The sequence below is a fragment of the Bradyrhizobium paxllaeri genome (assembly GCF_001693515.2).
GTDB lineage: Bacteria > Pseudomonadota > Alphaproteobacteria > Rhizobiales > Xanthobacteraceae > Bradyrhizobium > Bradyrhizobium paxllaeri.
Window position 1 is genome coordinate 39,120 of sequence record NZ_CP042968.1, and the last position, 23,644, is coordinate 62,763.

At 62.9% G+C, this 23,644-nt stretch carries 23 protein-coding genes; 16 read left to right on the forward strand and 7 right to left on the reverse strand.

Annotated features, from left to right (window positions below; genetic code table 11):
- Positions 1-78 precede the first annotated feature (78 nt).
- Complete coding sequence (gene rph / locus LMTR21_RS00220) at positions 79-792, reverse strand: ribonuclease PH (protein ID WP_057840987.1); 714 nt, start codon at positions 790-792, stop codon at positions 79-81.
- 215 nt (positions 793-1,007) lie between these two features.
- Between rph and hrcA the strand changes: the two genes are divergently transcribed.
- A complete protein-coding gene (hrcA, locus tag LMTR21_RS00225; protein ID WP_057840975.1) occupies positions 1,008-2,096 on the forward strand; it encodes a heat-inducible transcriptional repressor HrcA in 1,089 nt (362 codons plus the stop codon).
- A gap of 177 nt (positions 2,097-2,273) precedes the next feature.
- Complete coding sequence (gene grpE, locus LMTR21_RS00230; protein WP_065754660.1) at positions 2,274-2,879, forward strand: nucleotide exchange factor GrpE; 606 nt, start codon at positions 2,274-2,276, stop codon at positions 2,877-2,879.
- Positions 2,880-2,889: 10 nt separating this feature from the next.
- Here the strand turns inward: grpE and LMTR21_RS00235 are convergent, their stop codons facing one another.
- The 4 genes from LMTR21_RS00235 to LMTR21_RS00250 form a co-directional block, all read right to left on the reverse strand.
- Positions 2,890-3,318 carry a VOC family protein gene (locus LMTR21_RS00235; protein WP_065754661.1) on the reverse strand — a complete coding sequence of 143 codons (429 nt, stop codon included), beginning with the start codon at positions 3,316-3,318 and terminating at the stop codon, positions 2,890-2,892.
- A gap of 82 nt (positions 3,319-3,400) precedes the next feature.
- Positions 3,401-4,252 (reverse strand): helix-turn-helix domain-containing protein, encoded by an 852-nt coding sequence (locus LMTR21_RS00240; RefSeq protein WP_065754662.1) that lies wholly within the window; start codon positions 4,250-4,252, stop codon positions 3,401-3,403.
- A 25-nt stretch (positions 4,253-4,277) separates the two neighbouring features.
- Positions 4,278-4,991, reverse strand: a complete 714-nt coding sequence (pncA, locus tag LMTR21_RS00245) for a bifunctional nicotinamidase/pyrazinamidase (RefSeq protein ID WP_065754663.1) — start codon at positions 4,989-4,991, stop codon at positions 4,278-4,280.
- A 100-nt stretch (positions 4,992-5,091) separates the two neighbouring features.
- Positions 5,092-6,030, reverse strand: coding sequence for a hypothetical protein (locus tag LMTR21_RS00250; RefSeq protein WP_057840980.1), 939 nt, complete (start codon positions 6,028-6,030; stop codon positions 5,092-5,094).
- A 556-nt stretch (positions 6,031-6,586) separates the two neighbouring features.
- On the opposite strand from LMTR21_RS00250, the gene dnaK reads away from it, so the two are divergent.
- From dnaK to LMTR21_RS00315, 13 genes are all read left to right on the forward strand, one after another.
- On the forward strand, positions 6,587-8,488 hold the full coding sequence (gene dnaK, locus LMTR21_RS00255) for a molecular chaperone DnaK (protein WP_057840981.1): 1,902 nt from the start codon (positions 6,587-6,589) through the stop codon (positions 8,486-8,488).
- Between the two features lie 143 nt (positions 8,489-8,631).
- Positions 8,632-9,765 (forward strand): molecular chaperone DnaJ, encoded by a 1,134-nt coding sequence (dnaJ, locus tag LMTR21_RS00260; RefSeq protein ID WP_065754664.1) that lies wholly within the window; start codon positions 8,632-8,634, stop codon positions 9,763-9,765.
- A gap of 204 nt (positions 9,766-9,969) precedes the next feature.
- A complete protein-coding gene (locus tag LMTR21_RS00265) occupies positions 9,970-10,569 on the forward strand; it encodes a class I SAM-dependent methyltransferase (protein ID WP_057862206.1) in 600 nt (199 codons plus the stop codon).
- A gap of 48 nt (positions 10,570-10,617) precedes the next feature.
- The gene (locus LMTR21_RS00270) at positions 10,618-11,196 is read left to right on the forward strand and encodes an NADPH-dependent FMN reductase (protein ID WP_065754665.1); all 579 of its coding nucleotides are present in this window, start codon (positions 10,618-10,620) and stop codon (positions 11,194-11,196) included.
- Positions 11,197-11,202: 6 nt separating this feature from the next.
- Positions 11,203-11,913 (forward strand): orotidine-5'-phosphate decarboxylase, encoded by a 711-nt coding sequence (pyrF, locus tag LMTR21_RS00275; protein ID WP_065754666.1) that lies wholly within the window; start codon positions 11,203-11,205, stop codon positions 11,911-11,913.
- A 31-nt stretch (positions 11,914-11,944) separates the two neighbouring features.
- Positions 11,945-12,247 carry a DUF1330 domain-containing protein gene (locus LMTR21_RS00280; protein WP_065754667.1) on the forward strand — a complete coding sequence of 101 codons (303 nt, stop codon included), beginning with the start codon at positions 11,945-11,947 and terminating at the stop codon, positions 12,245-12,247.
- A 436-nt stretch (positions 12,248-12,683) separates the two neighbouring features.
- Complete coding sequence (locus LMTR21_RS00285; protein WP_084030796.1) at positions 12,684-13,985, forward strand: calcium-binding protein; 1,302 nt, start codon at positions 12,684-12,686, stop codon at positions 13,983-13,985.
- Between the two features lie 162 nt (positions 13,986-14,147).
- Complete coding sequence (locus tag LMTR21_RS00290) at positions 14,148-15,833, forward strand: type I secretion system permease/ATPase (RefSeq protein WP_084030797.1); 1,686 nt, start codon at positions 14,148-14,150, stop codon at positions 15,831-15,833.
- A gap of 86 nt (positions 15,834-15,919) precedes the next feature.
- Positions 15,920-17,167 (forward strand): HlyD family type I secretion periplasmic adaptor subunit, encoded by a 1,248-nt coding sequence (locus LMTR21_RS00295; RefSeq protein WP_246174997.1) that lies wholly within the window; start codon positions 15,920-15,922, stop codon positions 17,165-17,167.
- 185 nt (positions 17,168-17,352) lie between these two features.
- Entirely contained in the window at positions 17,353-18,426 is a 1,074-nt protein-coding gene (locus tag LMTR21_RS00300) for a helix-turn-helix transcriptional regulator (RefSeq protein ID WP_065754671.1), read from the forward strand.
- 17 nt (positions 18,427-18,443) lie between these two features.
- Positions 18,444-19,454 carry a M23 family metallopeptidase gene (locus LMTR21_RS00305; RefSeq protein WP_246174998.1) on the forward strand — a complete coding sequence of 337 codons (1,011 nt, stop codon included), beginning with the start codon at positions 18,444-18,446 and terminating at the stop codon, positions 19,452-19,454.
- Between the two features lie 208 nt (positions 19,455-19,662).
- Entirely contained in the window at positions 19,663-20,478 is an 816-nt protein-coding gene (dapB, locus tag LMTR21_RS00310; protein WP_065754672.1) for a 4-hydroxy-tetrahydrodipicolinate reductase, read from the forward strand.
- Between the two features lie 22 nt (positions 20,479-20,500).
- Complete coding sequence (locus tag LMTR21_RS00315) at positions 20,501-21,124, forward strand: 2,3-bisphosphoglycerate-dependent phosphoglycerate mutase (protein WP_057834048.1); 624 nt, start codon at positions 20,501-20,503, stop codon at positions 21,122-21,124.
- A 104-nt stretch (positions 21,125-21,228) separates the two neighbouring features.
- Here the strand turns inward: LMTR21_RS00315 and LMTR21_RS00320 are convergent, their stop codons facing one another.
- Both LMTR21_RS00320 and LMTR21_RS00325 read right to left on the reverse strand, forming a co-directional pair.
- The gene (locus LMTR21_RS00320) at positions 21,229-22,125 is read right to left on the reverse strand and encodes a methylated-DNA--[protein]-cysteine S-methyltransferase (RefSeq protein ID WP_065754673.1); all 897 of its coding nucleotides are present in this window, start codon (positions 22,123-22,125) and stop codon (positions 21,229-21,231) included.
- Between the two features lie 119 nt (positions 22,126-22,244).
- Positions 22,245-22,766 (reverse strand): DUF2244 domain-containing protein, encoded by a 522-nt coding sequence (locus LMTR21_RS00325; protein WP_065754674.1) that lies wholly within the window; start codon positions 22,764-22,766, stop codon positions 22,245-22,247.
- Between the two features lie 22 nt (positions 22,767-22,788).
- On the opposite strand from LMTR21_RS00325, the gene nth reads away from it, so the two are divergent.
- Positions 22,789-23,580 (forward strand): endonuclease III, encoded by a 792-nt coding sequence (gene nth, locus LMTR21_RS00330; RefSeq protein WP_065754675.1) that lies wholly within the window; start codon positions 22,789-22,791, stop codon positions 23,578-23,580.
- Positions 23,581-23,644 lie beyond the last annotated feature (64 nt).

The window sequence follows — 23,644 nt, forward strand, 5'->3', positions numbered from 1 at the left end:
CCGGCCATCCACGTCTTAGGAAGAAAGGAAGTCGTGGATGCCCGGGTCAAGCCCGGGCATGACGACAGTCTTTACGGTTCACGCGACGGCCAGCTTCTGCAAGTCCACCAGGCGCGCGACACCCTTGCGCGCCAGTTCCATCAGCGCCAGGAACTCATCCTGCGAGAACGGCGTCTTTTCGGCCGTGCCCTGCACCTCGATGATGCGGCCGTCGCCGGTCATGACGAAATTGGCGTCGGTCTCGGCCTCGGAATCCTCGGCATAGTCGAGGTCGAGGACCGGCGTGCCCTGATAGATGCCGCAGGAGATCGCGGCGACATTGTCGCGCAAAACGTTCGCTTTCAGCATGTTGCGGCTCTTCATCCAGCCGATGCAGTCGGCCAGTGCCACCCACGCGCCGGTGATCGAGGCGGTGCGGGTGCCGCCATCGGCCTGGATCACGTCGCAGTCCACCGTGATCTGGCGCTCGCCGAGCGCTTCGAGGTCGACGGCTGCGCGCAAGGAGCGGCCGATCAGCCGCTGGATTTCGACCGTGCGGCCGCCCTGTTTGCCGGCGGCAGCCTCGCGGCGGGTGCGCTCAAGGGTGGCGCGCGGCAGCATGCCATATTCGGCCGTGACCCAGCCGCGGCCCTGACCCTTCAGCCAAGGCGGCAGCCGCTCTTCCAGCGTCGCCGTAACAAGCACATGGGTGTCGCCGAACTTCACCATGCAGGAACCTTCGGCGTACTTTACCACGCCGCGTTCCAGCGACACGGGGCGCAACTGATCGGGCGCACGGCGGCTTGGCCGCATGGGAAATCCTTTCGAAATCGAGGCGAAAATCCGGTTGCGGTGCTTGTAGGAGGGGGAACGGGCAGCGGCAAGGGCTTTTGCCTGCAATTTCATGATGTTTTGACGTGCTTTCTTCACGCGAATGGCGGCCATTCTGCCGGAAAACGCCATGAACAGAGCGTGCTTGTCATCGGCGCCCCGGATGGACAAATTAGGGGTGCTGGGAGGAAGAGTTAGTGGCCCACCACGATCCGATTGGACTGATCGCGCCGCATGCCGGGCTGGCTCAGCTCAACGAGCGGTCGCGCGACATTTTTCGTCAAATCGTCGAGAGTTATCTCGCCACCGGCGAGCCGGTCGGCTCGCGCAACATTTCCCGCCTGATCGCGGTACCGCTATCGCCGGCGTCCGTCCGCAACGTGATGTCGGACCTCGAAGCGCTCGGCCTGATCTACGCGCCGCATACGTCGGCGGGCCGGCTGCCGACCGAACTCGGCCTGCGCTTCTTCGTCGATGCCTTGATGCAGGTTGGCGATCTTACCGGGCCGGAGCGTGAATCGATCCAGAACCAGCTTGCTTCCGTCGGCCGCGCGCAATCGGTCGAGGCCGCGCTCGGCGAAGCGCTGACGCGGCTGTCCGGCCTGACGCGGGCGGCCGCCGTGGTGCTGACGGCGAAATCCAATTCGCGGCTGAAGCACATCGAATTCGTGCGGCTGGAGCCGGAGCGCGCGCTGGTGGTGCTGGTCGGTGAAGACGGCCAGGTCGAAAACCGCGTGCTGGCGCTGCCGCCCGGCGTGCCTTCGTCGGCGCTGACCGAAGCGAGCAACTTCCTCAATGCGCGAATTCGCGGCCGCACGCTGGCCGAAGCGCGCCTTGAGCTCGAAAACGCGATGGCGCAGAGCCGCGTCGAACTCGATCAACTGACGCAGAAGGTGATCGAGGCGGGCATTGCGAGTTGGTCCGGCGGCGAACACGAGGAGCGCCAACTCATCGTGCGCGGCCACGCCAATCTGCTGGAAGATCTGCACGCGCTGGAAGATCTCGAACGCGTCAAGTCGCTGTTCGACGATCTCGAGACCAAGCGCGGCGTGATCGACCTCCTGGGCCGCGCCGAGCGCGCCGAGGGCGTCAGAATCTTCATCGGATCGGAGAACAAGCTGTTTTCGCTGTCCGGTTCCTCCACCATCATCGCGCCCTATGGCGATGCGTCCGGCCGCATCGTCGGCGTTCTCGGCGTGATCGGGCCAACCCGGCTCAATTATGCGCGGGTGATTCCGACGGTGGATTATGCCGCCCGGATCGTCAGCCGGATGCTGGGCGGCTGATCGGTCATGAATCGACCCTAATCCGGGATTTTCTGTTCTGACGCGTTTTCTTGACGCGAACCGGTGCCCACTTCGCTCGAAAACGCTATGGAACGCTTGATTTTCGGCCGCTAAAGCACGATATCGCGGGCAGCAAATCCCCATTGAGCCAGACGCGTTTTTTGAGAAGGCAGCCTTATGACCGATCCCAAGCGGCCGAATGACAACACGGCAAACCCGGCAGAGACGGGCGAACCCGTGGTCTCAAAGCCCTACATCATGCCCGACGATCCCGAGGAAGGGGCGGTGGAGCTGCTGGTCAAGGAGGCGACCGAGGCGCGCGACAAGATGCTGCGCACGCTGGCGGAGATGGAAAACCTGCGCAAGCGCACCGCCAAGGAGGTTGCCGACGCGCGCGCCTATGGCATTACCGGCTTCGCCCGCGACATTCTCGAAATCGCCGACAATCTGCAGCGCGCGCTCGATGCGATTCCGGCCGATGTGAAAGAGACCGCCGATCCCGGCATCAAGGCTTTCATCGAAGGCGTCGAACTGACCGAACGCTCGCTGCTCAACACGCTGGAGAAGAACGGCGTCAAGAAGTTCGATCCGTCCGGCGAGAAGTTCGATCCGAATTTCCAGCAGGCGATGTACGAAGTGCCCGACCCGTCGGTGCCATCGGGCACGGTGGTTCAGGTCGTGCAGGCCGGCTTCATGATCGGCGAACGCATCCTGCGCCCGGCACTGGTCGGCGTCTCCAAGGGCGGTGCCAAGGCCGCGCCGGCGGCCGACGTGGCGAACTGAGCAGGAAAGCTTACAGCGGCTTCTCGTCTGTGCTCGGACGATACGTCCCAAAACTCCAGAGATTGCCTTCCGGGTCCCGGCAGGCGAAGTCGCGGCTGCCGTAGTCGGTGTCGCGCAGTTCCATTTCGATTCTACCGCTGACCGCCTTCACCCTCGCGTGCAGCGAGTCGGGATCGTCGACGGCGACGTAAATCGCGTCCGTGCGGCGACCACCGATATCGCCGACAAGCTTGCCATATTCATCGTCCCTGCTCTGGCCGAGCATCAGGATCGAGGGCCCATAGGCAAGTTCGGCATGATGGATCGTGCCGCCGTTGCGGTAGACAACGCGTTCGGTGAAACCAATCACGTCCTTCAGCCAGCCGATCATGGCCTCGGCATCCCGGCAGCGCATCGTTGGATAGAGGCGTGGCGCTTCGCTTTTGCCTGGACTGGTCATGGCAACTCCTTGCTGATTGCTCTACTGCGCCAACCATGCCGCAGTGCTCCAGTTCCGGCTTGAAGATTTGTTACCCGGCCGGCTACGCAGCTCGCGCCTCGAGCGGCCGCGTCAGGCGGCTGTCGATCAGCCTCAGCCGCCGGGCCCATGCCGTCGGGGTCTCGCCGGCAAGATCGGCAAATTCGCGGACCAGATGCGCCTGGTCGGAATACCCGCTTTCGGCCGCAATGGAGGCCCAGCCGCTTGCGGTTTCGGTCCGCGCAAGCCGGCACGCTTCATGAAAGCGCATGATGCGGGCGACCGGCTTCGGCGCCAGACCAATTTCCGCCCGGAAGCGATCGACCAGATGCTTGCGGCTCCAGCCGATCTCGCTTGCAAGCGCAGCGATGCGCGTGCCGCCCGCGCTGTGCGCGAGCCGTCCATAGGCGAATGCGATCTCGGACGAAGGCAGATGGGTGGCACGGCCAGCTACAAAATCCTCGACCAGATCGAAGCGATCCTGCCAGCGGGATGTCGCGCCAAGCCGCTCGCGCAGTTGCCGTCCTTCGCGCCCCAGCACATCGCCGATATCGACCATGCGCGCGGCGAGATCGACGACGGCGCCGCCGAAGAAGCTGTAAGCGCCGAGCGGCGTGAAATCCACCTGCACGCATTCGGCGCCGCCGTCGGATTCGATATGGGCCGGGCCGGCATAAAGTCCGGCGGCGAAACTCGGCTGCCGGTCATCAGCGTCAGGATCGCGCCCGAGCGCGATCAGGAACGGCGTGCCGACGCTGATGATCAGCGGCACCACGAGGCCCGCGGTTTCGCGCTGGAAAAATCGGCCGCGCGCCGTTTCGCGATAACCCGTGATGCCGGCGATCAGGCCCGCCGTGCGCGGCGACGGCGCACGACGGATCATCTCGAACGCGAACGGAGCCGCCGGATCGGACATTCCAGGCCTCTTCGAGAGGACGCGCCTACGCCGCAATGTCACCCGACTGGATGCGCTTGACGCCAGCCTTGGTCATGTCGGTCCAGGCCTTGGCGAGCGAGCCTTGGAGGTCGATGCCGCGGCAGGCGTCCTCGACCACATAGGTTTCGAAGCCGGCCTTGCGCGCGTCGAGTGCGCTCCATGCCACGCAGTAGTCGGTGGCGAGGCCGGCGAGGAACGCCCGTTTCACCTTGCGCGCCTTCAGATAAGCGGCGAGCCCCGTCGAGGTCTTGCCGTCGGCCTCGGTGAAGGCCGAATAGCTGTCGACGTTCTTGTTGAAACCCTTGCGGATCACGAGCCCGGCATGCGGGATGGCGAGATCCTTCGACAGCGACGCGCCCTCGGTGCCCTGCACGCAATGATCCGGCCACAGCACCTGCTTGCCGTAGGGAAGATCGACCGTCTCGAACGGCTTCTTGCCGGAATGCGATGTCGCGAACGAGACATGGCCCGCGGTGTGCCAGTCCTGTGTCAGCACCACATTGGCAAAGCCCTTGGCGATGCGGTTGATGACGGGCACGACCTGGTCGCCGTCCTTGACCGCGAGGCTTCCGCCCGGAAGGAAACAGTTCTGCACGTCGATGACGATGAGCGCCGAAGCGTTATCCGGCTTGACCGCTGCGGCCATGATTGCTCCTGGTACGAGGGCGGCGACGGACGTCGCGCCTAAACCTGTCAGAACCAGCCTGCGAGAAAGCATAGCGCGTCTCCCCTGTTGCGAACCCGACAGCAGGCAAGGCTAGTTCCATGTGTGTACCGACGAAAGCTCGAAATTGCGGCGCCGCCCGCAAATTTCGCGATCAGCCCCGCGGATGAATTCCGTCGCGTACGGCCCGGAAGCGCGGAAACGCCTTGGTCCAGTCGTCGCGCGGCGAGGAGCCGATGATGCGCATCGAGGTCTGGGAGCCGAACCGCAGCCATTGCACGATCGTAACAGGCGTATTGTCCTTGCCGCTGATGGCGTCGATCCGTGTCTCGTAACCCGGCTGGCCGTCGATGCGGACCGGCTCGGACATCGTGATCCGCCCGTCGCGCACGCCGGGAATGGTGGTCGCGATCTGCTGGGCAAAGCGGCCGCGATCGTCGGGTGAGGCCGCCGTCGAGCCGATCAGGCCGATGATCATGAAGGGCGCGATCTCAAAACCCTTCTTTTCGTCGCTGTCGGAGAGAATGAGGGCGGCGCCCGGCGCCAGCGTGCGGATGTTCTTGAAGCTCGAGAGCTCGCTCATCTTGAACGGCATCAGCCCGAGCTGCTCCTCGACCGGCACCTCGGTGCGGATCTTGGCGGAAGCGAACATCTGGCGCACGGCATCGTCGGTATAGATCTTCGAGGCGTTCTCCGGCACCTGAACGGCGACATAGCCGGAGAAGGTGGGGCCGGGCAGGATCATCGAATAGCGGCGCACATTGGTCGCGCCATCCTTGCCGTTTTCGACCGTGTAGTAACCAAGTCCTGCTGATGTCTCGATACTCTCCGGCTTGATGCCGCCGGTGCCGCCCGGGTTGGCCTTGAAGGCATTGGCGACCTCGCCATAGGCTTCCGCCGGCAGGTCCGCGACCAGGACCTTGACGCCCTGGTCCTCGGTCTCGAATCCGATGAACGCTCTCGCCTTGTTGAGGCCGACCAGCGGCGTCATGCCGACCCTCGCGCCCGGCGGGAAGACCGGATCGGCGGCAAATGCGGAAGACGTGGTGGCAACGACCAGGGCAACCGCAGCAAAGTATCGAAGGGGCTTCATGAAGGATCTACCGGGTTTGCATGGAGGCCGTTCAGCGGCCCGACGATGCGGCGCATGGAATCTCGAATGGAATCTTTGGGCCTTGCGGGAACGACAGGGTCGTTCCAGTCGGCCCGCTTTTAGCGGTTTTGATGTCCCTGCAACAGGGCAGGGTAGGCGTCCGTTCCCCCGTTACGTTCCGATATCTAGGCATTTTGCGGGTTTCTGCCCGCTCTCCGGGCTGTTTTTGAGGCGCTTCCAGCGGCCAAATACCGCTCCCCTCCACCCGGCGGCGGGCCCATGCGCACCGCCTCCCGGCGGCGCGGGCGATGAGCGCCCTTGCCGATTGCTTAACGCCGCTCCAGGTGCCGGCCCGGCCCTTGCCCTGAGCTGACACATTCTTTCAAACATCAGGCTTTTCAGGCCCTAAGCTTGCGTTCGGTCCTTGCAGGCATAACCCACCCTCCTATATGAGGCTCACCGTCGCAATATCGCGAGTATTTGAACGTTGGGGGTTCGGTTAGGTGCGCCGTCCAGGGCCCAGCCAACCTGCCGCAAAAAGAAGGATATGAGGACCATGGGAAAGGTCATTGGGATCGATCTCGGCACCACGAATTCGTGCGTCGCCGTAATGGACGGCAAGACTGCCAAAGTCATCGAGAACGCCGAGGGCATGCGCACGACGCCGTCGATCGTTGCCGTTACCGATGACGGCGAGCGTCTCGTCGGCCAGCCCGCCAAGCGCCAGGCGGTGACCAATCCCGAGCGTACGTTCTTCGCAGTGAAGCGCCTGATCGGCCGCCGCTACGACGACCCGATGGTCGAGAAGGACAAGAAGCTCGTTCCCTACAAGATCGTCAAGGCATCGAACGGCGACGCCTGGGTCGAAGCCGACGGCAAGACCTATTCGCCCTCGCAGGTCTCGGCCTTCATCCTGCAGAAGATGAAGGAGACCGCGGAAGCCCATCTCGGCCAGAAGGTCGAGCAGGCCGTCATCACCGTGCCCGCCTACTTCAACGACGCGCAGCGTCAGGCCACCAAGGACGCCGGCAAGATCGCCGGTCTCGAAGTGCTGCGCATCATCAACGAGCCGACGGCGGCAGCGCTGGCCTACGGCCTCGACAAGACGAAATCCGGCACCATCGCGGTCTACGACCTCGGCGGCGGCACCTTCGACGTCTCGATCCTCGAGATCGGCGACGGCGTGTTCGAGGTGAAGTCGACCAACGGCGATACTTTCCTCGGCGGTGAAGACTTCGACATGCGCCTCGTCAGCTATCTCGCCGATGAGTTCCAGAAGGAGCAGGGCATCAACCTGCGCAACGACAAGCTGGCCCTGCAGCGCCTGAAGGAGGCCGCTGAAAAGGCCAAGATCGAGCTGTCGTCGACGACGCAGACCGAAATCAACCTGCCGTTCATCACGGCAGACCAGACCGGGCCGAAGCATCTGACGATGAAGCTGACGCGCGCCAAGTTCGAGGCGCTGGTCGACGATCTCGTGCAGAAGACCATCGAGCCGTGCCGCAAGGCGCTGAAGGATGCGGGCCTCACCGCCGCCGAAGTCGGCGAAGTGGTGCTGGTCGGCGGCATGACGCGCATGCCCAAAGTGCAGGAAGTCGTGAAGCAGCTGTTCGGCAAGGAGCCGCACAAGGGCGTCAACCCGGATGAGGTCGTCGCCATCGGTGCGGCGATCCAGGCCGGCGTGCTGCAGGGCGACGTCAAGGACGTGCTGCTGCTCGACGTGACACCCCTCTCGCTCGGCATCGAGACGCTGGGCGGCGTGTTCACCCGCATCATCGACCGCAACACCACGATCCCGACCAAGAAGAGCCAGGTGTTCTCGACCGCCGAGGATAACCAGAACGCCGTCACCATCCGCGTCTTCCAGGGCGAGCGCGAAATGGCTGCCGACAACAAGGTGCTCGGCCAGTTCGACCTGATGGGCATTCCGCCCGCGCCGCGCGGCATGCCGCAGATCGAGGTCACCTTCGACATCGACGCCAACGGCATCGTCAACGTTTCGGCCAAGGACAAGGCGACCGGCAAGGAACAGCAGATCCGGATCCAGGCATCCGGCGGCCTGTCGGAATCCGACATCCAGAAGATGGTCAAGGACGCCGAGGCCAATGCTGCCGAGGACAAGAAGCGCCGCGAGGCGGTCGACGCCAAGAACCATGCCGACGCGCTGGTGCATTCCACCGAGAAGGCGCTGGCCGAACACGGTTCGAAGGTCGAGGAAAGCGAGCGCCGCGCCATCGAGGACGCCGTCAGCGACCTGAAGGAAGCGCTGAAGGGCGAGGATGCCGAGGCCATCAAGGCCAAGACCAACACGCTGGCGCAGGCTTCGATGAAGCTCGGCGAGGCCATGTACAAGCAGCAGGCCGAGGCGGACGCCAAGCGGGATGCTGCCAAGGATGACGTGGTCGACGCGGAGTTCACCGAGGTCGACGACGACAAGAACAACAAGAAGTCGGCGTAAAGCGGGCTTTCGATCATGACCCTCATCCAACAGAGCGCGCGGCTTGCGTTCGATGGGTGGGGGTCATTTTTCGTTAAGCCGATGGCGGCATCTTTCGAGAAGCACCCTTCGGCATGAAGACGAACTTCGGGCGGGTTTGACTGATGTCCACCAAGCGCTGCTATTACGAAACCCTGGAAGTCGAGCGGAACGCGGACGACGGCAAGCTCAAGGCGGCCTTCCGCAAGCTGGCGATGAAATGGCATCCGGACAAGAATCCGGGCGACGCCACCAGTGAAGTGAAGTTCAAGGAAATCAACGAAGCCTACGAAGTGCTGAAGGACGGCGAGAAGCGCGCCGCCTATGACCGCTACGGCCATGCCGCGTTCGAGCAGGGCATGGGCGGCGGCGGCCCCGGCTTCGGCGCGGGCTTCGCCTCGTCATTTTCCGATATTTTCGAAGACCTGTTCGGCATGGCCGGCCAGCGTGGCCGCGGCGGTGGTCGCGAACGCGGCGCCGACCTGCGCTACAACATGGAAATCACGCTCGAAGAAGCTTTTCAGGGCAAGACCGCGCAGATCGAGATTCCGGTTTCCGTCACCTGCGAGCCCTGCTCGGGCACCGGCGCCAAGGCCGGCACCAAGCCGAAGACCTGCTCGACCTGCGGCGGGGCCGGCCGCGTCCGCCAGGCGCAGGGCTTCTTCACGCTGGAGCGGACCTGTCCTGGCTGTCAGGGCCGTGGCCAGATGATCGAGGATGCCTGCCCGAACTGCTCGGGCACCGGACGGGTGACGCGCGACCGCACGCTGTCGGTCAACATCCCGCAAGGCGTCGAGGACGGCACGCGCATTCGGCTGGCTGGCGAAGGCGAGGCCGGCGTTCGCGGCGGACCGCCCGGCGATCTCTATATCTTCCTGTCGCTGGCGACCCATGAATTCTTCCAGCGCGACGGCGCCGATCTGCATTGCCGGGTTCCAATCTCGATGGTCGCGGCCGCGCTCGGCGGCGAATTCGAGGTCCCGACCATCGATAAGGGCAAGACCAAGGTGAAAGTGCCGGCTGGAACACAGTCGGGCCGCCGTTTTCGCATTGCATCAAAAGGCATGCCGGTGCTGCGCTCGCGCCAGACTGGCGACATGTATGTCCAGGTCATGGTCGAAACGCCACAGAATCTGACCAAGAAGCAGCAGGAACTGCTCTCCGAGTTCGAAAAACTGTCATCGGGGGCCACCCAGCCGGAAGCGGCGGGCTTCTTCACCAAGGTCAAGGACTTCTTCGGCAACCGCGCGGGCTCGTAAGGCGCACGCGCGGAGATAGCCGGACGGCGCCGCGTCGCGCAGTCATGATTCATTCAGCTTGCACAGTGTCTTATTGCGGGATCGCGGGTACTTTGGCGCGGCCGATGCGTTACCGTTTGGCTTGACCACATCCCCGTCGATCTATACGTGTTTATGACTGTTTTCTGACATCCCGCTCGTCAGCGGGTCCCGCCTGGTAGCGACATGCCTTTGCAATCGTCCGTGCGTGCGTTGAAGAAGCCTCGTCTCGATGATGAGGTCCGCTTCCTTCGTTCATGGATTGAAAAGCCGCTGCACATGGGCGCGGTGATGCCGTCGAGCAAGTTGCTCGCCCGGACCATGGCAGAATATGTCGACGTCGAAGCGCAGGGACCGGTCGTCGAACTTGGGCCCGGGACCGGCGCGATCACCAACGCGCTGATCGAACACGGCGTCGATCAAAAGCGGCTCGTGCTGGTCGAGTATAATCCGGGCTTCTGCGCGCTGCTGCGCGACCGCTATCCGCAGGCCAAGGTGGTGCAAGGCGACGCCTACGCGCTACGCTCCTCGCTGAAGGACGTGCTGGATGCGCCAGCTTCCGCCGTGGTATCCGGCCTGCCGCTTGTGACGAAACCGATGCTGACGCGCCTGAAGCTGATCCGCGACGCCTTCGTCGCGCTCGCGCCCGGGGCGCCCTTCGTACAGTTCACCTATTCGGTCGCGCCGCCGATTCCGAAATCGCTGCCGGGCGTGTCCACAGAAGCCTCCGAGCGGATCTGGATGAACCTTCCGCCCGCGCGGGTCTGGGTGTATCGCAAGGGCTGATGCGCCGCGTATTCGCGCGGCCGGTCTGCCCCGAATACGAATTCAAATATGTCCGCGCTGAAAATCCTCGTGATCCCGGGATCGCTACGCACAGGCTCGCTGAATGCGAAGCTGGCCGCCGTTGCGGCCCACGCACTGGCGCAGCAAGGCGCCGAAGTCACCCGCATCTCGCTGTCAGATTTTCCGTTGCCGATCTATGACGGCGACCTGCAGGCGAAATCCGGCGTGCCGAAGCACGCGGTCAACCTGAAGCGCATGATGGGAGCCCATCACGGCGTGCTGATCGTGACGCCGGAATATAATTCCTCGGTGCCGGCGCTGGTGAAAAACACCATCGATTGGGTAAGCCGGGTGCAGGACGCGCACGAGACCCGTGGCCAGGTGTTCCGCGACCGGGTGTTTGCGATCGCTTCCGCCTCCGGCAACCGGCTCGGCGGCGCCCGCGCGCTGGCCGCGCTCCGGCTGATCCTGTCGGCCTGCCATGCCCAGGTGATCCCGAACCAGTTCGCACTGCCGTTCGCGGACGACGCCTATGACGAGATGGACCGCCTGAAGAATGCCGCCGACAGCGACGGACTGAAAGCCATGGTGCGGCAGTTGATCGACATTTCCCAACGCATGATGTGAGGTGACATGCAGCCAGCCGATATCGCAGCCAAGGACCGCCTGATCGTCGCACTCGATTTGCCTGGGGTGGCTGAGGCAGAAGCGATGGTCGCGCGGCTCGGCGACAGCGTGAGTTTCTACAAGATCGGCTACCAGCTCGCTTATGCTGGCGGTCTGCCGCTGGTCCAGCAACTGGCGAAGTCGGGCAAGAAGGTTTTCGTCGATCTCAAGCTGCACGACATCGGCAACACGGTGGCGCGCGGCGTCGAGAGCGTCGCAAAACTCGGCGCGACTTTCCTCACGGTGCATGCCTATCCGCAGACCATGAAGGCCGCGGTCGAGGCGCGCTCCGGATCGGGTTTGAAAATTCTCGCGGTCACCGTGCTGACCTCGTATGACGATGGCGATCTGCACGCCGCGGGCTATCGTCTCAACGTCTCCGACCTGGTGGAAGCGCGCGCCCAGCAGGCGCAGGTGCTCGGCGTCGACGGCCTCGTCAGCTCGCCGGAAGAGGCGGCAAGTTTGCGCAAGATTGTCGGCCACCAGATGAACCTGGTGACGCCAGGCATCCGCCCGGCGGGCGCTGCGACCGGCGACCAGAAGCGCATCATGACGCCGGCGCGGGCGATTGCCGCCGGCGCGGACTATCTGGTGGTCGGACGCCCGATCACGGAAGCCGCCGACCCCAGGCTTGCTGCGGATGCCGTCCAGGCGGAAATCAAGCAGGCGCTGGGGTAATCAATTATCGAACAAGAAACGGAGAAGTGAGATGGCCAAGGGATACTGGATCGGTCGCGTCGACGTGAACAATGACGAGGGCTACAAGCCCTATGCAGCGGCCAATCCCGCGATCTTCAAGAAATTCGGCGGGCGCTATGTCGTGCGCGGCGGCAAGTTCACCGCCGTCGAAGGCCAGAGCCGGTCGCGTAACGTCGTGATCGAATTCGACAGCTACGAGCAAGCGCTGGCCTGCTATAATTCGCCGGAATACCAGGCCAATATGAAGCTGCGGCAGCCGCACTCGATCGCCGAGCTGATCGTCATCGAGGGCTATGACGGCCCGCAGCCGTAGGCCTATATCGTTTCTTTCTGCGATCAACGCAACCCAAGGCCAGCGTCAAAAGGCCAGCGTCAAGGTGATCGGCGCTTCGCAAGCCGCTGATGTCGTGCTTCGCGGAGCCCATCACATCAAAAAGTATGTGCGAATATTTCCGATCGTGGCTGGCTCACCGGTTTCTGTCAAAATAGCAAATAGCTGACGGTCAAGCCGATCAGCGAACGCGGCTCTGCCGCGCCAACGTCGTCTACCTGACATTTCTTTTTGTCCCCAGATGGGGATTGTGACGCCGTCCCGTTTTCATCCAACTTGCCGCCGTCGAACTCACATCGATCGTGATGAGATCCACATCGATCGTGATGGAAAATAAACCAAACACAGAACCGCTAGGTGCATGACGGGCCGCAAGCCGTCCCGCATCGCGCACGCTCGGGCGCAAGGAGTAGATTGCATGGCACTCATCAATGGAACGGCTGGCGACGACACACTACCCGGCACGGCAATGGACGACCAGATCAACGGGCTCGCGGGCGCCGACGTGATAACCGCGTTGGAAGGCGATGACGACGTAAGCGGTGGGGCCGGCGACGATACAATCGATGGAGGGGTCGGCAACGATACGCTGGACGGCAATGCCGGCGATGACACGATCGACGGCGGTGACGGCGACGATGAGATCAATGGCGGCGCCGGAGCCGATACGCTGAACGGCAATGCCGGCGTCGACACGATCAATGGAAACGCCGGTAACGACATTATCGATGGCGGAGCCGACGATGACGTTCTGTCTGGTGGCGCAGGCGACGATGACATCCAAGGTGGAGCTGGAAACGATGACATTAGCGGCAATGCCGGTGCCGATATCCTCTCGGGCAATGCGGGTGACGATACGCTGAATGGCGGTGCGGGTAACGACGAGCTGAACGGCGGTGACGGCGTCGATACGCTCAGCGGCGGTCTCGGCGACGACGTCCTGAACGGCAACGCGGGAGCCGATACGCTCGGCGGCGGCCTGGGCGACGACGAGCTGAACGGGGGTGCCGATGACGACGTGCTGAACGGAGGCGCCGGCAACGATACGCTGAACGGCAACGACGGTGACGACACCATGAATGGTGGCGCCGATGCGGATACCATGGAAGGCGGTGCCGGCGACGATACAATGTCTGGCAACGCCGGCGACGACGTCATGGCCGGTGGCGATGGTGACGACGTCATGAGCGGCGGTGCCGGAGACGACGATCTCAGCGGTGGCGCGGGCGACGATACGCTGGACGGCGATGCCGGAGACGACACGCTCGATGGCGGCGACGCCGATGATACGCTGAACGGTGGCGACGGTGCCGACACGCTGGCGGGTGCTGCTGGTGAAGATACCTTGAATGGCGGTGCCGGTGACGACGAGCTGGACGGCGGCAACGGCGCCGATGTCCTCGATGGTGGCGCCGGCGACGATATGCTGACGGGCGGCGGCGGAACCGATACGCTCAACTTTGGCGATGGTACTGGAGCAAGCTTTGGCGACGACGAAGTCACCGATTTCAGCTTCACCGACGGCGACCACATCAATGTCGACGCTGCAGCGGGGTTTGATCCGACCACGGTCGTGGTCGATGATGACGGCACCAATACGGTTATCGACTTCGGCTTCGGCACCATCACGCTCACTGGCGTGACGGGTGACGCAACCGCGTTCACGTCGATCGACGACATCAACGACGCTGCTGGCGATACGCTTATCGAAATCGTGTGATGCAAGCTCGATCGGGGCGGCTGCCGGGCCGTCCCGATCCAGCTCTCTGCAGTACCCAATTGGTGATAGTGCCGGCCGCTCATGTCCTTGCGTAGTCGTAGTGAAATTCCAGCGTTGAGCCAACGCTCGCTGCTTGGATTGATTCCCGGACGATCCGCGCTGATGTGGATCGTCGCTTTCAGCATGTCGATAAACATGCTGCTCCTGGTCGTGCCTTTTTACTCTATCGAGGTGTTCGATCGGGTGATCAGCAGCGGCAGCGTCGAAACTCTTGTCGGTCTCACCGTCATTGCCGCAATTGCCCTTGTTTTCTGCGCCGCGTTCGACACCCTGCGCAGCCGGCTGCTCAGCCGCTTTGCGGTCAGATTTGAGCGGCACCTCGCTCCCCTCGTGCTTGAGAGCATGATTGTTGACGCCACCAATCGCGGTGACGCCAGGGCGCAGGACATGGCAAAGCTGCGCGAGTTGAGGACGTTCCTTTCGAGCGCAACGATTGCGGCGCTGCTCGATGCCCCGTTCCTGCCGGGTTTCATTTTCATTCTCTTCTTCCTGCATCCTTGGTACGGCGTGATTGCGCTGGTCGGAACGGCAGTTCTGCTCGCGATGGGCGTCGTGAGCCGCTGGATCGCGCGTACCGAGATCGCGCAGGCGTCTCAGGCCGCACAAAAGACCCAGGCTACGCTTGACGGGGTTGTCCGGCATTCCGGCCTGGTTCGTGCGATGGGCTGGACCAGAGGTGCCGTCCGCGAATTCATGGACCTCAACGATCAGGCTCTGGCGCCCGTCGTGCGAGCCAGCGAACGCGTTTATGCGATCGGCGCCGCGGCGCGCATGGTAAGAACCATCTTGCAGGTTGCCGCAATCGGCGCAGGTGCGTGGCTCGTGCTCCAGAGCGAAGTGCTGGCCGGCAGCCTGATTGCCAGTTCGATCCTGATCGCCCGTACGCTGCAGCCCATGGAGGGCCTGATCTCGGCGCGGCGCGTACTCACATCCGCGCGCGAGGCCTGGACACAAGTTCAGGCCGCAGCAGCTCCAGTTGTCGTTCGAGAGAGACGTACGCTGCTTCCATCGCCGTCCGGCAGAGTTGAAGTCGAGCGGGTGACATATCGGACGGCTGCGACGCAGCGCCCCATCCTCGCAGGCATCAACTTTCAATGCCCTCCTTCCAGGCTGATCGTCGTGATCGGCCCGTCCGGCGCCGGAAAATCGACCTTGCTGCGCCTGATGGCAGGGCTTGAAAGACCGACTGGCGGGACGATCCGGCTGGACGATGCGGCGCTGCATACCTGGGACCCCAACCAGCTTGGTCAGTTCATCGGCTACCTTCCTCAGGACGTGGAGCTGCTGGGCGGCACAGTGGCCGAAGCGATCGCCGGGTTTGACGAACACGCACGTGACGAGGACATCGTTGCCGCGGCCATGCTCGCGCAGGCGCATGAGATGATCCTGGCTCTCCCCGCGGGCTACCAGACCGAAATAGGGCGCGACGGCAGCAAGCTTTCCGGTGGTCAGCGTCAGCGTATCGGCCTTGCCCGCGCCTTCTTTGGCAATCGCAAGCTAATCCTGCTGGACGAGCCAAATGCCAACCTCGATCCGGAGGGCGAGCAAGCGCTGTGTACCGCCATCGAGCGTGCGAAAGCGCGCGGCGCGACGCTGGTCATTGTCACCCATCGGCCCGGACTGTTGACCATTGCAGATGCAGCGCTCCTTTTGCGGGATGGCGTGCAACTCGGTTTCGGACCGCCTGCTGAAGTTCTCCGCCCTGCTGTCGCTTCCGTTTCGAAGCCGCAGGTGGTCCGGAACGGCACGGAACCTGCGCAACTGTCCACGGGGAGAACTGCTCGATGACGGAAAGGGGTCAAGGTCGCGCAGTCGCCGTTTTCCGCAAGGAACGGCCACGATCCGATATGCGGCGGATCATCGGATGGGGATGTGTGCTGCTCGTTCTGCAGTTCTGCTGCTTCGGGGTCTGGGCGATGGCAGTGCCACTTCGCGGCGCGGTTGTGGCTCCAGGAGTCATAAAAGTTCATTCGAAGCGCAAGGCAGTCCAGCATCTTGAGGGAGGAATAGTAAAATCAATTTACGTCAGGGAAAACGATCACGTCAGGGCCGGCCAACTCATCGCCCGGCTCGACACCACCCAGATTGAAGCAAGCCTCGGCTCGCTGGAGACGAAATATTTTTCGGTCCTGGCGATGGAGGCGCGGCTGGCGGCGGAAGAGGCCCGCGCGCAATCGATCTCATTTCCCGACGAACTGAAGAAAAGCGCAAGCCGTGCATCCGCGCGCATCGCTATGCAAACCCAGGAGGCCGAGTTTGCAGCGCGATTGGCCGCGATCGAGAATGAGCGCAAGATGATCGATCAGCAGATGCTGCAATTGACGGATTCCATCCGCGGCCTCGAAAGCAGCACCAAGGGTGTCGAGCAGCAGCTTGCGCTGTTACGGGAGGAGATCTCCGACACGAGCTATCTCCTGGCAAAAGGTCTTGCTCGAAAGCCACGCGTGTTGGCCCTGAAGCGAGCCGAAGCCGAAGCCAGCGGACAGGTTGCCCGCAACTCGGCATCGGTCGCGGAGATGCGAGGCAAGATGGCGGAGCTCGAGGACAGGCGCCGACAACTGGGCTTCAATCAGAATCAGGAAGTCGCGAAGCTTCGACATGCGGCGGGCGAGGAGATCGGGGACCTGCGGCATCGAATTACTGCTTTGCGCGATCAATTGAGCAGGTCTGAAATGCATGCCCCCGAGAGTGGAAAGATCGTCGGCCTCAACAGCCGGGATCTTAGAGCCGTGCTTGCGCCCCGTGAAACGCTCCTCGAAATCGTGCCGACGGAGGACCGGCTGGTTATCGAGGCAGCATTGAAACCAATCGATCGGGAAGAGGTTTATGCTGGGCAGACCGCGCGCGTGCGCGTTCACGCATTGAATATCCGTCGTAGGCCCATGCTCGATGGGAAAGTTGTCGCCGTGGCGGCAGACGCGCTAACCGACGCCAAGAGTGGCGTGACGTCTTACATGGCAGAATTGGAACTTGATATCAATGCGCCGACCGCCGCGTATCTTCCTTCACTACTGCCCGGAATGCCCGTCGAGATATTTATAGAGACGGGAGAAAGAACCTTTGCCGAATATTTGCTGCAGCCAATGGAATTGCGCATCAACCGCGCGTTTAAGGAGCATTAAGCCCGTTGGCGTGAATACGAGTGCATCTTGTTTGCGGGAGGCGCCCCATGCATGGGAATAGCAAAACAGTGCCTTCCAGGGCGGATGGATTTCGTTTCAATAACTCCGTGGGCGGCGAGCCTCATCAGAACGCCGATGACGCTCAACCAGGCGGACCTGCGGAGCGAGGTCCAAACCAGAGTGCGATGGAATATTTCGGCAAGGCTGTTGCAGAGCTCTTCGATTGCGCCAGTTGCTACGTCGCGGTCAAGTCTGACACGGGCGGCTCGGAGCTCAAAGAAGTCCGAATCGGACATGCCGAAGTCGATCCGTCATGCACCATGACCGTCGCTCGAATTGCCCGCAAGGGCGCCGGTGCAGACTGCGCCTTTCTCGAACGTGTCAATGCGCGCACCACTTTTGTACGAAGATTGATCGGTTCCGAGCCGGGAACGAGTGGTCATTCCGTCATAGGCAGGTTTGCCTCTCGCGACAGGTCAACCGTGGTGTTCGTCGCGGGATGGCGGCAGGCTGCGCTCGTTCGGGCCGAAATTCCTCCTCTCGCGCGCGCGGTGCGTACGGTTTGGGAGACGGCGCATTCCCTCGCGCAATGTTCGTCCGATCGACAGCCGGATCCAGAAATCTGGCTGGAAAAACTGGCTTCGCCTGCCTTCATCGTGGACGAAGGCCTGCATCTCCACGAGGCCAATCGCTTTGGGCGAGCACTGTTGGAAAAGGGCGAGCTCCTAAAGGTGGATGGCGGCAGGCTCGTCGGGCCCAGCGGTCCGGTTACCGGGAGTTTGAGGGAAGCAATCCGGGAGGCATTGATTCCGAGGCCCGGCCAGGTTCGGCTGAATACGACCGTACCCCTCTCCACGGAGCGTCAGCAGTTTGCGTTCGCCAAGATCGGTCCCGCACCAACAGATCGCGACGTTGGGAAAGCGTTGGTTATCGTGCCGCAATTCGACGAAGCGCTGGGTGCGCACCGTATTGCGGCCGCCTTCGGCTTGAATTGGGCCGAAGAGAGGATCATCGCCCGGATTCTTCAGTTCCAATGCCCTCGCGATATCGGTACCGACCTCCGGTTAACCGAGGCGACCGTCAGAACCTACACCAAGCGCATCATGCTGAAGTTGGGTATCAATCGGCAGGCGGAGTTCTTTCTGCTCTATCATCTCACGCAATCCCCGTTTGGTGCCGGCAGGCGAGAGAAGGCCGTCGCCCCGGCGTCGTCGGATTGCCGGCTGCCCTGCGCGGCTGACAAGCGTCCACTGGATTGATGCTCCGGGCTCTTGCGATGGTCCAAGCCTTGATGTGCCGTGTATCTTCCTCTCGAGCCATCGCCATTGTGACGGCACTTGGCTTCTCTTCCAGCGCGATCGCCGAGAACATTCAATTGGGCCTGCCGATCGCCTGCGAATCCGGCCGGACTTGCTACATCCAGAATTACACCGATGTCGACCCGTCAGCGTCAGCGCGAGACTATAGATGCGGCACCCTGACGTATGACGGTCATAACGGGACGGACTTTCGCTTGCCGTCACTGGCATCGCAGAGGGCCGGCGTGGAAGTCCTCGCTTCCGCAAGCGGCCGCGTTCTTCGCACGCGAGAGGCCGCGCCAGATGGCGCCTTTGGCAAGTCTGCGCGCGAAGCTGTTCGCGACGTCGAATGTGGCAATGGCGTTGTGATCGAACACGCGGATCACTGGGAAACCCAATACTGCCACATGGCCAACGGCAGCTTGCTGGTAAAGCCTGGTGAGTCAGTCAAGGCCGGGCAACCGCTTGGCCGGGTCGGTCTCTCGGGGCTGACTGAATATCCCCATCTGCATTTCACGGTCAGGCATAAGGGAGCGACGGTAGATCCCTTCGCTTACGGTACCGTTTCCGGCTCTTGCGGGGGCGGCGAACTGCTGTGGCATCCCGCACTTCACGCGCAACTTGCGTATCAGGAACGAACCATCCTCAATGCAGGCTTCGCGAACGGTCCGGTGACGATGGAGCTTGTCGAGGATGGAAGCGCGGGCAAGGAATTGCCGTCGGCCAGCGCGCCGGCAATGGTCGCTTTTGTTCGTGTCATCGGCCTGAAGGCGGGCGATGCACAACGGCTCGTCATCGAGGATCCAACCGGACAGGCCATCGCTGAAAATCGAGCGGCGCTACTTGAGAGCAACAAGGCGCAGTACATGTTGTTTACCGGCAGGAAGCGTCCGGCTAACGGCTGGCACCGCGGCACATACAAGGCCAGCTATGTTGTGGAGCGCGACGGCCGGGTCGTTCTGAGGAAGGAGCTGGAATTCATCCTCTAGGGGCGCAGGGCTTTCGGGGCATCCGGTCGAGACAGCGGAGGTAGACCGACGCCGCTGATGGCGAGAATCGAGCGGGAAGGGCAGGATCGCTCCCTTGATTGCCCTGCCATAGCGGCCGGATTCGCTCGGCCCGCCGGGAGCCTCAAAAGCGCCAGATTGGTTGCCGGAACGGCCCGCGCCCGCTATAGGGCGTGCAGAGGTGAAAGCCATGGCCGATATGCGACTGATCGTAGCGGGGGCCGGCGGCCGGATGGGCCGCGCGCTGGTGCGCGTCATTTCGGAAACGCCGGGTGCGGTTCTGACCGGTGCGCTGGAAGCGCCGGGTTCGGAACTTCTGGGCAAGGATGCCGGTGTGCTCGCCGGACTGCCGGAAAACGGCGTCAAACTTTCGGCCGACCTGTGGGCGCTGTCGGCCAACGCCGACGCGATCATTGATTTCACCATTCCTGGCGCCACCATCGCCAATGTCGCCATCGCCGCCCAACGAGGACTGGTCCACATCATCGGCACGACCGGCCTGTCCGTATCAGACATGGCTGTCATCAAGAGCGTCACCTCGCGCGCCGTCGTCGTGCAATCAGGCAATATGAGCCTCGGCGTCAATCTGCTCGCCGCTCTGGTCAAGCGCGTCGCGCAGTCGCTGGATGAAAGTTTCGACATCGAGATCGTCGAAATGCACCACAAGGCCAAGATCGACGCGCCGTCGGGCACAGCCTTCCTGCTCGGCGAAGCCGCCGCCGCCGGCCGCGGCGTCGACCTGCATGCGCGCTCAGCGCGCGGCCGCGACGGCGAGACCGGCGCGCGACGGCCGGGCGATATCGGCTTTGCCTCGCTGCGCGGCGGCACCGTCACCGGCGATCACAGCGTGATCTTCGCGGGCGCCATGGAGCGGATCGAACTGACCCACCGCGCCGAGGATCGCACCATGTTCGCGATGGGTGCCGTCAAGGCCGCACTATGGGCTCGGGGGAAGGCGCCCGGCTTCTACACGATGACCGACGTGCTCGGCCTGACCGACTTCTAACCATCGAACAACGGAATTTGTAATGAGCGATCGTCTTCTCGTGCTCGTGCGGCATGGCCAAAGCGACTGGAATTTGAAGAATCTGTTCACGGGGTGGAAGGATCCTGACCTCACCGAGCAGGGCATTGCCGAAGCCAAGGAGGCCGGCCGCAAATTGAAGGCGCAGGGGCTGACGTTCGACGTTGCCTTCACCTCCGACCTGACCCGCGCCCAGCATACGCTGAAGCTGATGCTCGCCGAGATCGGCCAGACCGGATTGCCGACGACGAAGAACCTCGCGCTGAACGAACGCGACTACGGCGATCTATCCGGGCTCAACAAGGACGACGCCCGCAAGAAATGGGGCGAGGACCAGGTGCTGGTCTGGCGCCGTTCCTATGACGTGCCGCCGCCCGGCGGCGAAAGCCTGAAGGATACGCTGGCGCGCGCGCTGCCTTATTACGTGCAGGAGATTTTGCCCGGCGTGCTGCGCGGACAGCGCACGCTGGTCGCGGCGCACGGCAATTCGCTGCGTGCGCTGATCATGGTGCTGGAGAAGCTGACGCCGGAGCAAATCCTGAAGCGCGAGCTCGCCACCGGCGTACCGGTGATCTACCGGTTGAATGCGGATTCGACGGTCGCGACGAAGGTGGATCTCGCGGCGTAGGCACGGACCCGTAGGGTGGGCAGAGCGAAGCGTGCCCACCACTCAGTCGTCATCGGGATAAGATGGTGGGCACGTCGCTACGCTCCTTTGCCCACCCTACAACGTCAGTGCAGTCCGACCTGTCCCGCTTCCCAGCCGAGCATCGCCTGTTTGCGGGTGATGCCCCAGTGGTAGCCGGTCAGGGCGCCGCCCTTGCCGAGGGCACGGTGGCAAGGGACCACGAACGACACGGGGTTGCGGCCGACGGCTGCGCCAACTGCGCGTGAGGCCTTCGGGCTTTTGATCTTGGTGGCGATGTCGGAGTAGCAGACCGCGCGGCCCATCGGGATCTTCAGCAGCGTCTCCCACACCCGAACCTCGAAATCGGTGCCGATCAGGACCACGCGCAGCGGCTGGTCCGCCCGCCACAGCCTGGTATCGAAGATGCGCTGCGCGAGGCCAACGGTGCCGTCGTGGTCTTCGACATAGACAGCGTTCGGCCAGCGCCGCTTCATGTCGGCGAAGGAGACGTGTTCCTGGCCGGGATCGGCGAACGCGAGGCCTGCCAGCCCGCGGTCGCTGGCGATCACGATGGCGGTGCCGAAGGGCGAGGCATGGAAGCCGTAGCGCAGGATCATGCCGGCGCCGCCGTTCTTCCATTCGCCCGGCGACATCGCCTCATGGGTCACGAACAGATCATGCAGCCGGCCGGGTCCCGACAGTCCGGAATCGAGCGCGGCATCGAGGATGCTGGCGGAATCGCGCAGCAGGCCCTTGGCGTGGTCGAGCGTCAGCGCCTGCATGAAAGCCTTCGGCGTCAGCCCGGCCCAGCGGCGGAACAGATGGTGCAGTTCATCCGGCGTCAAGGCGGCGGCGTCCGCCATCGCTTCGATGGTCGGCTGCGTGCGCCAGTGCTCCGAGATGAAGGCGATGGCGCGGCGCACGGAATCGTAGTCGCGCTGCGCGGCGCTCTGGAGGCCCGGTCTGGCCAGGCGCTCGTCATGTATGGCTGATATCATCATGGGGTCTGATTTAGGGCTCATGCGCGGTCCAAACCACCCGATTTCCGATAAGGCCAACGTAGCGTTTTCGAGCGAAGGGAACCGGTTCGCCTGAAGAAAACGCGTCAAAAAATGGAGCCTTACGAGACGGGGTTGTAGGTGATGCCGCGCTTGGCGGTTTGCAGCGCTGACAGTAAGGCCTTGGCGAAGCTCGCCTTTTCGTCTGGCCCAAGGACGTGGCCGATCGAAACCCGGCGGCCACGGGAGACCAGATAAAGGTGTTCGATCCCGAATTCTGTGTCGCCGGTCTGCTCCAGCTGCACCCAGAGCGGATTGAACGACCATTCGATCAGATGGCCGCGGTGACTGACCCGCCGTACCCGCAATTCCGACGGCGTCACCACGATGTCCTCGGTGGCATCAGCACTGCGGAAATTGACCCGGAACGCCCAATAGATGACCAGCGCATCGAGGCCGAAAAAGCCGAACACCGGCCATGCGCCCATCATCCAGAACGCAACGCCGGTGACAAAGCTTACCGCGCTGATGAACGCCATCAGCACCAGAAAGCCGGTTCGATTGAGCGAGCGATGCGGCGTGACCCGCGCCGAAAACAGGGTCGGCTGGTCTCGCGCCGGATCAAAGTCGTTGCTTGCGGTCATCGCGTATCAGTATATCCCGATCATGGCCAAAATCATCCGCTCCAAGAGCGCTGCAAAGCCGGGTGCCAAAAAAGCGGGCATTCTATCCTCGCCCGGCGAACCGGCCAAGAGGGCTGGTGAGCCGAAGGCATCAAAGCCAGAAGCGTCAAAGCCAAAGCCAAAGCCGTCAAAATCAAAAGCCTGGACGCCGGCCGAGATCCATGAGGCTTTCAGCCGCTTTCGCAAGGCCAATCCGGAGCCGAAGGGCGAGCTCGAACATCTCAACCCCTACACGCTGCTGGTGGCGGTGGTGCTGTCGGCGCAGGCGACCGATGCCGGCGTCAACAAGGCGACGCGTGCGCTATTCGCGGTCGCCGACACGCCGGAGAAGATGCTTGAGCTCGGCGAGGAGAAAGTGCGCGAGTATATCAAGACCATCGGGCTCTATCGCAACAAGGCCAAGAACGTCATTGCGCTGTCGGAAAAGCTGATCGCCGAGTTCGGCGGCGAGGTACCGCGCACGCGCGCCGAAATCGAGTCGCTGCCGGGCGCCGGACGCAAGACCGCCAATGTCGTGCTCAACATGGCCTATGGCGAACACACGATGGCGGTGGATACGCATGTGTTTCGTGTCGGCAATCGCACCGGCCTCGCGCCCGGCAACACGCCGCTGGAAGTCGAACTGGGACTGGAGAAGGTGATCCCGTCCGAGTTCATGCTGCACGCCCATCACTGGCTGATCCTGCACGGGCGTTACACGTGTCTGGCCCGCAAGCCACGCTGCGAGGTGTGTCTGATCAATGACCTCTGCCGCTGGCCGGAAAAGACGGTGTGAGGTTTGCCGTCATTGCGAGCGCAGCGAAGCAATCCATCTCTCTGCACGGGGATAGATGGATTGC

Excerpts from the sequence above, each read along its gene's own strand:
- LMTR21_RS00235 (WP_065754661.1), bottom strand. The coding sequence starts at position 3,318 with ATGACCAGTCCAGGCAAAAGCGAAGCGCCACGCCTCTATCCAACGATG.
- LMTR21_RS00320 (WP_065754673.1), bottom strand. The coding sequence starts at position 22,125 with ATGATGATATCAGCCATACATGACGAGCGCCTGGCCAGACCGGGCCTC.
- LMTR21_RS00280 (WP_065754667.1), top strand. The coding sequence starts at position 11,945 with ATGGCCAAGGGATACTGGATCGGTCGCGTCGACGTGAACAATGACGAG.
- LMTR21_RS00265 (WP_057862206.1), top strand. The coding sequence starts at position 9,970 with ATGCCTTTGCAATCGTCCGTGCGTGCGTTGAAGAAGCCTCGTCTCGAT.
- LMTR21_RS00285 (WP_084030796.1), top strand. The coding sequence starts at position 12,684 with ATGGCACTCATCAATGGAACGGCTGGCGACGACACACTACCCGGCACG.
- LMTR21_RS00250 (WP_057840980.1), bottom strand. The coding sequence starts at position 6,030 with ATGAAGCCCCTTCGATACTTTGCTGCGGTTGCCCTGGTCGTTGCCACC.
- dnaJ (WP_065754664.1), top strand. The coding sequence starts at position 8,632 with ATGTCCACCAAGCGCTGCTATTACGAAACCCTGGAAGTCGAGCGGAAC.
- LMTR21_RS00325 (WP_065754674.1), bottom strand. The coding sequence starts at position 22,766 with ATGACCGCAAGCAACGACTTTGATCCGGCGCGAGACCAGCCGACCCTG.
- dapB (WP_065754672.1), top strand. The coding sequence starts at position 19,663 with ATGGCCGATATGCGACTGATCGTAGCGGGGGCCGGCGGCCGGATGGGC.
- pncA (WP_065754663.1), bottom strand. The coding sequence starts at position 4,991 with ATGCTTTCTCGCAGGCTGGTTCTGACAGGTTTAGGCGCGACGTCCGTC.
- LMTR21_RS00315 (WP_057834048.1), top strand. The coding sequence starts at position 20,501 with ATGAGCGATCGTCTTCTCGTGCTCGTGCGGCATGGCCAAAGCGACTGG.
- dnaK (WP_057840981.1), top strand. The coding sequence starts at position 6,587 with ATGGGAAAGGTCATTGGGATCGATCTCGGCACCACGAATTCGTGCGTC.
- rph (WP_057840987.1), bottom strand. The coding sequence starts at position 792 with ATGCGGCCAAGCCGCCGTGCGCCCGATCAGTTGCGCCCCGTGTCGCTG.
- LMTR21_RS00305 (WP_246174998.1), top strand. The coding sequence starts at position 18,444 with ATGGTCCAAGCCTTGATGTGCCGTGTATCTTCCTCTCGAGCCATCGCC.
- pyrF (WP_065754666.1), top strand. The coding sequence starts at position 11,203 with ATGCAGCCAGCCGATATCGCAGCCAAGGACCGCCTGATCGTCGCACTC.
- grpE (WP_065754660.1), top strand. The coding sequence starts at position 2,274 with ATGACCGATCCCAAGCGGCCGAATGACAACACGGCAAACCCGGCAGAG.
- LMTR21_RS00270 (WP_065754665.1), top strand. The coding sequence starts at position 10,618 with ATGTCCGCGCTGAAAATCCTCGTGATCCCGGGATCGCTACGCACAGGC.
- LMTR21_RS00290 (WP_084030797.1), top strand. The coding sequence starts at position 14,148 with ATGTGGATCGTCGCTTTCAGCATGTCGATAAACATGCTGCTCCTGGTC.
- LMTR21_RS00240 (WP_065754662.1), bottom strand. The coding sequence starts at position 4,252 with ATGTCCGATCCGGCGGCTCCGTTCGCGTTCGAGATGATCCGTCGTGCG.
- nth (WP_065754675.1), top strand. The coding sequence starts at position 22,789 with ATGGCCAAAATCATCCGCTCCAAGAGCGCTGCAAAGCCGGGTGCCAAA.
- LMTR21_RS00300 (WP_065754671.1), top strand. The coding sequence starts at position 17,353 with ATGGAATATTTCGGCAAGGCTGTTGCAGAGCTCTTCGATTGCGCCAGT.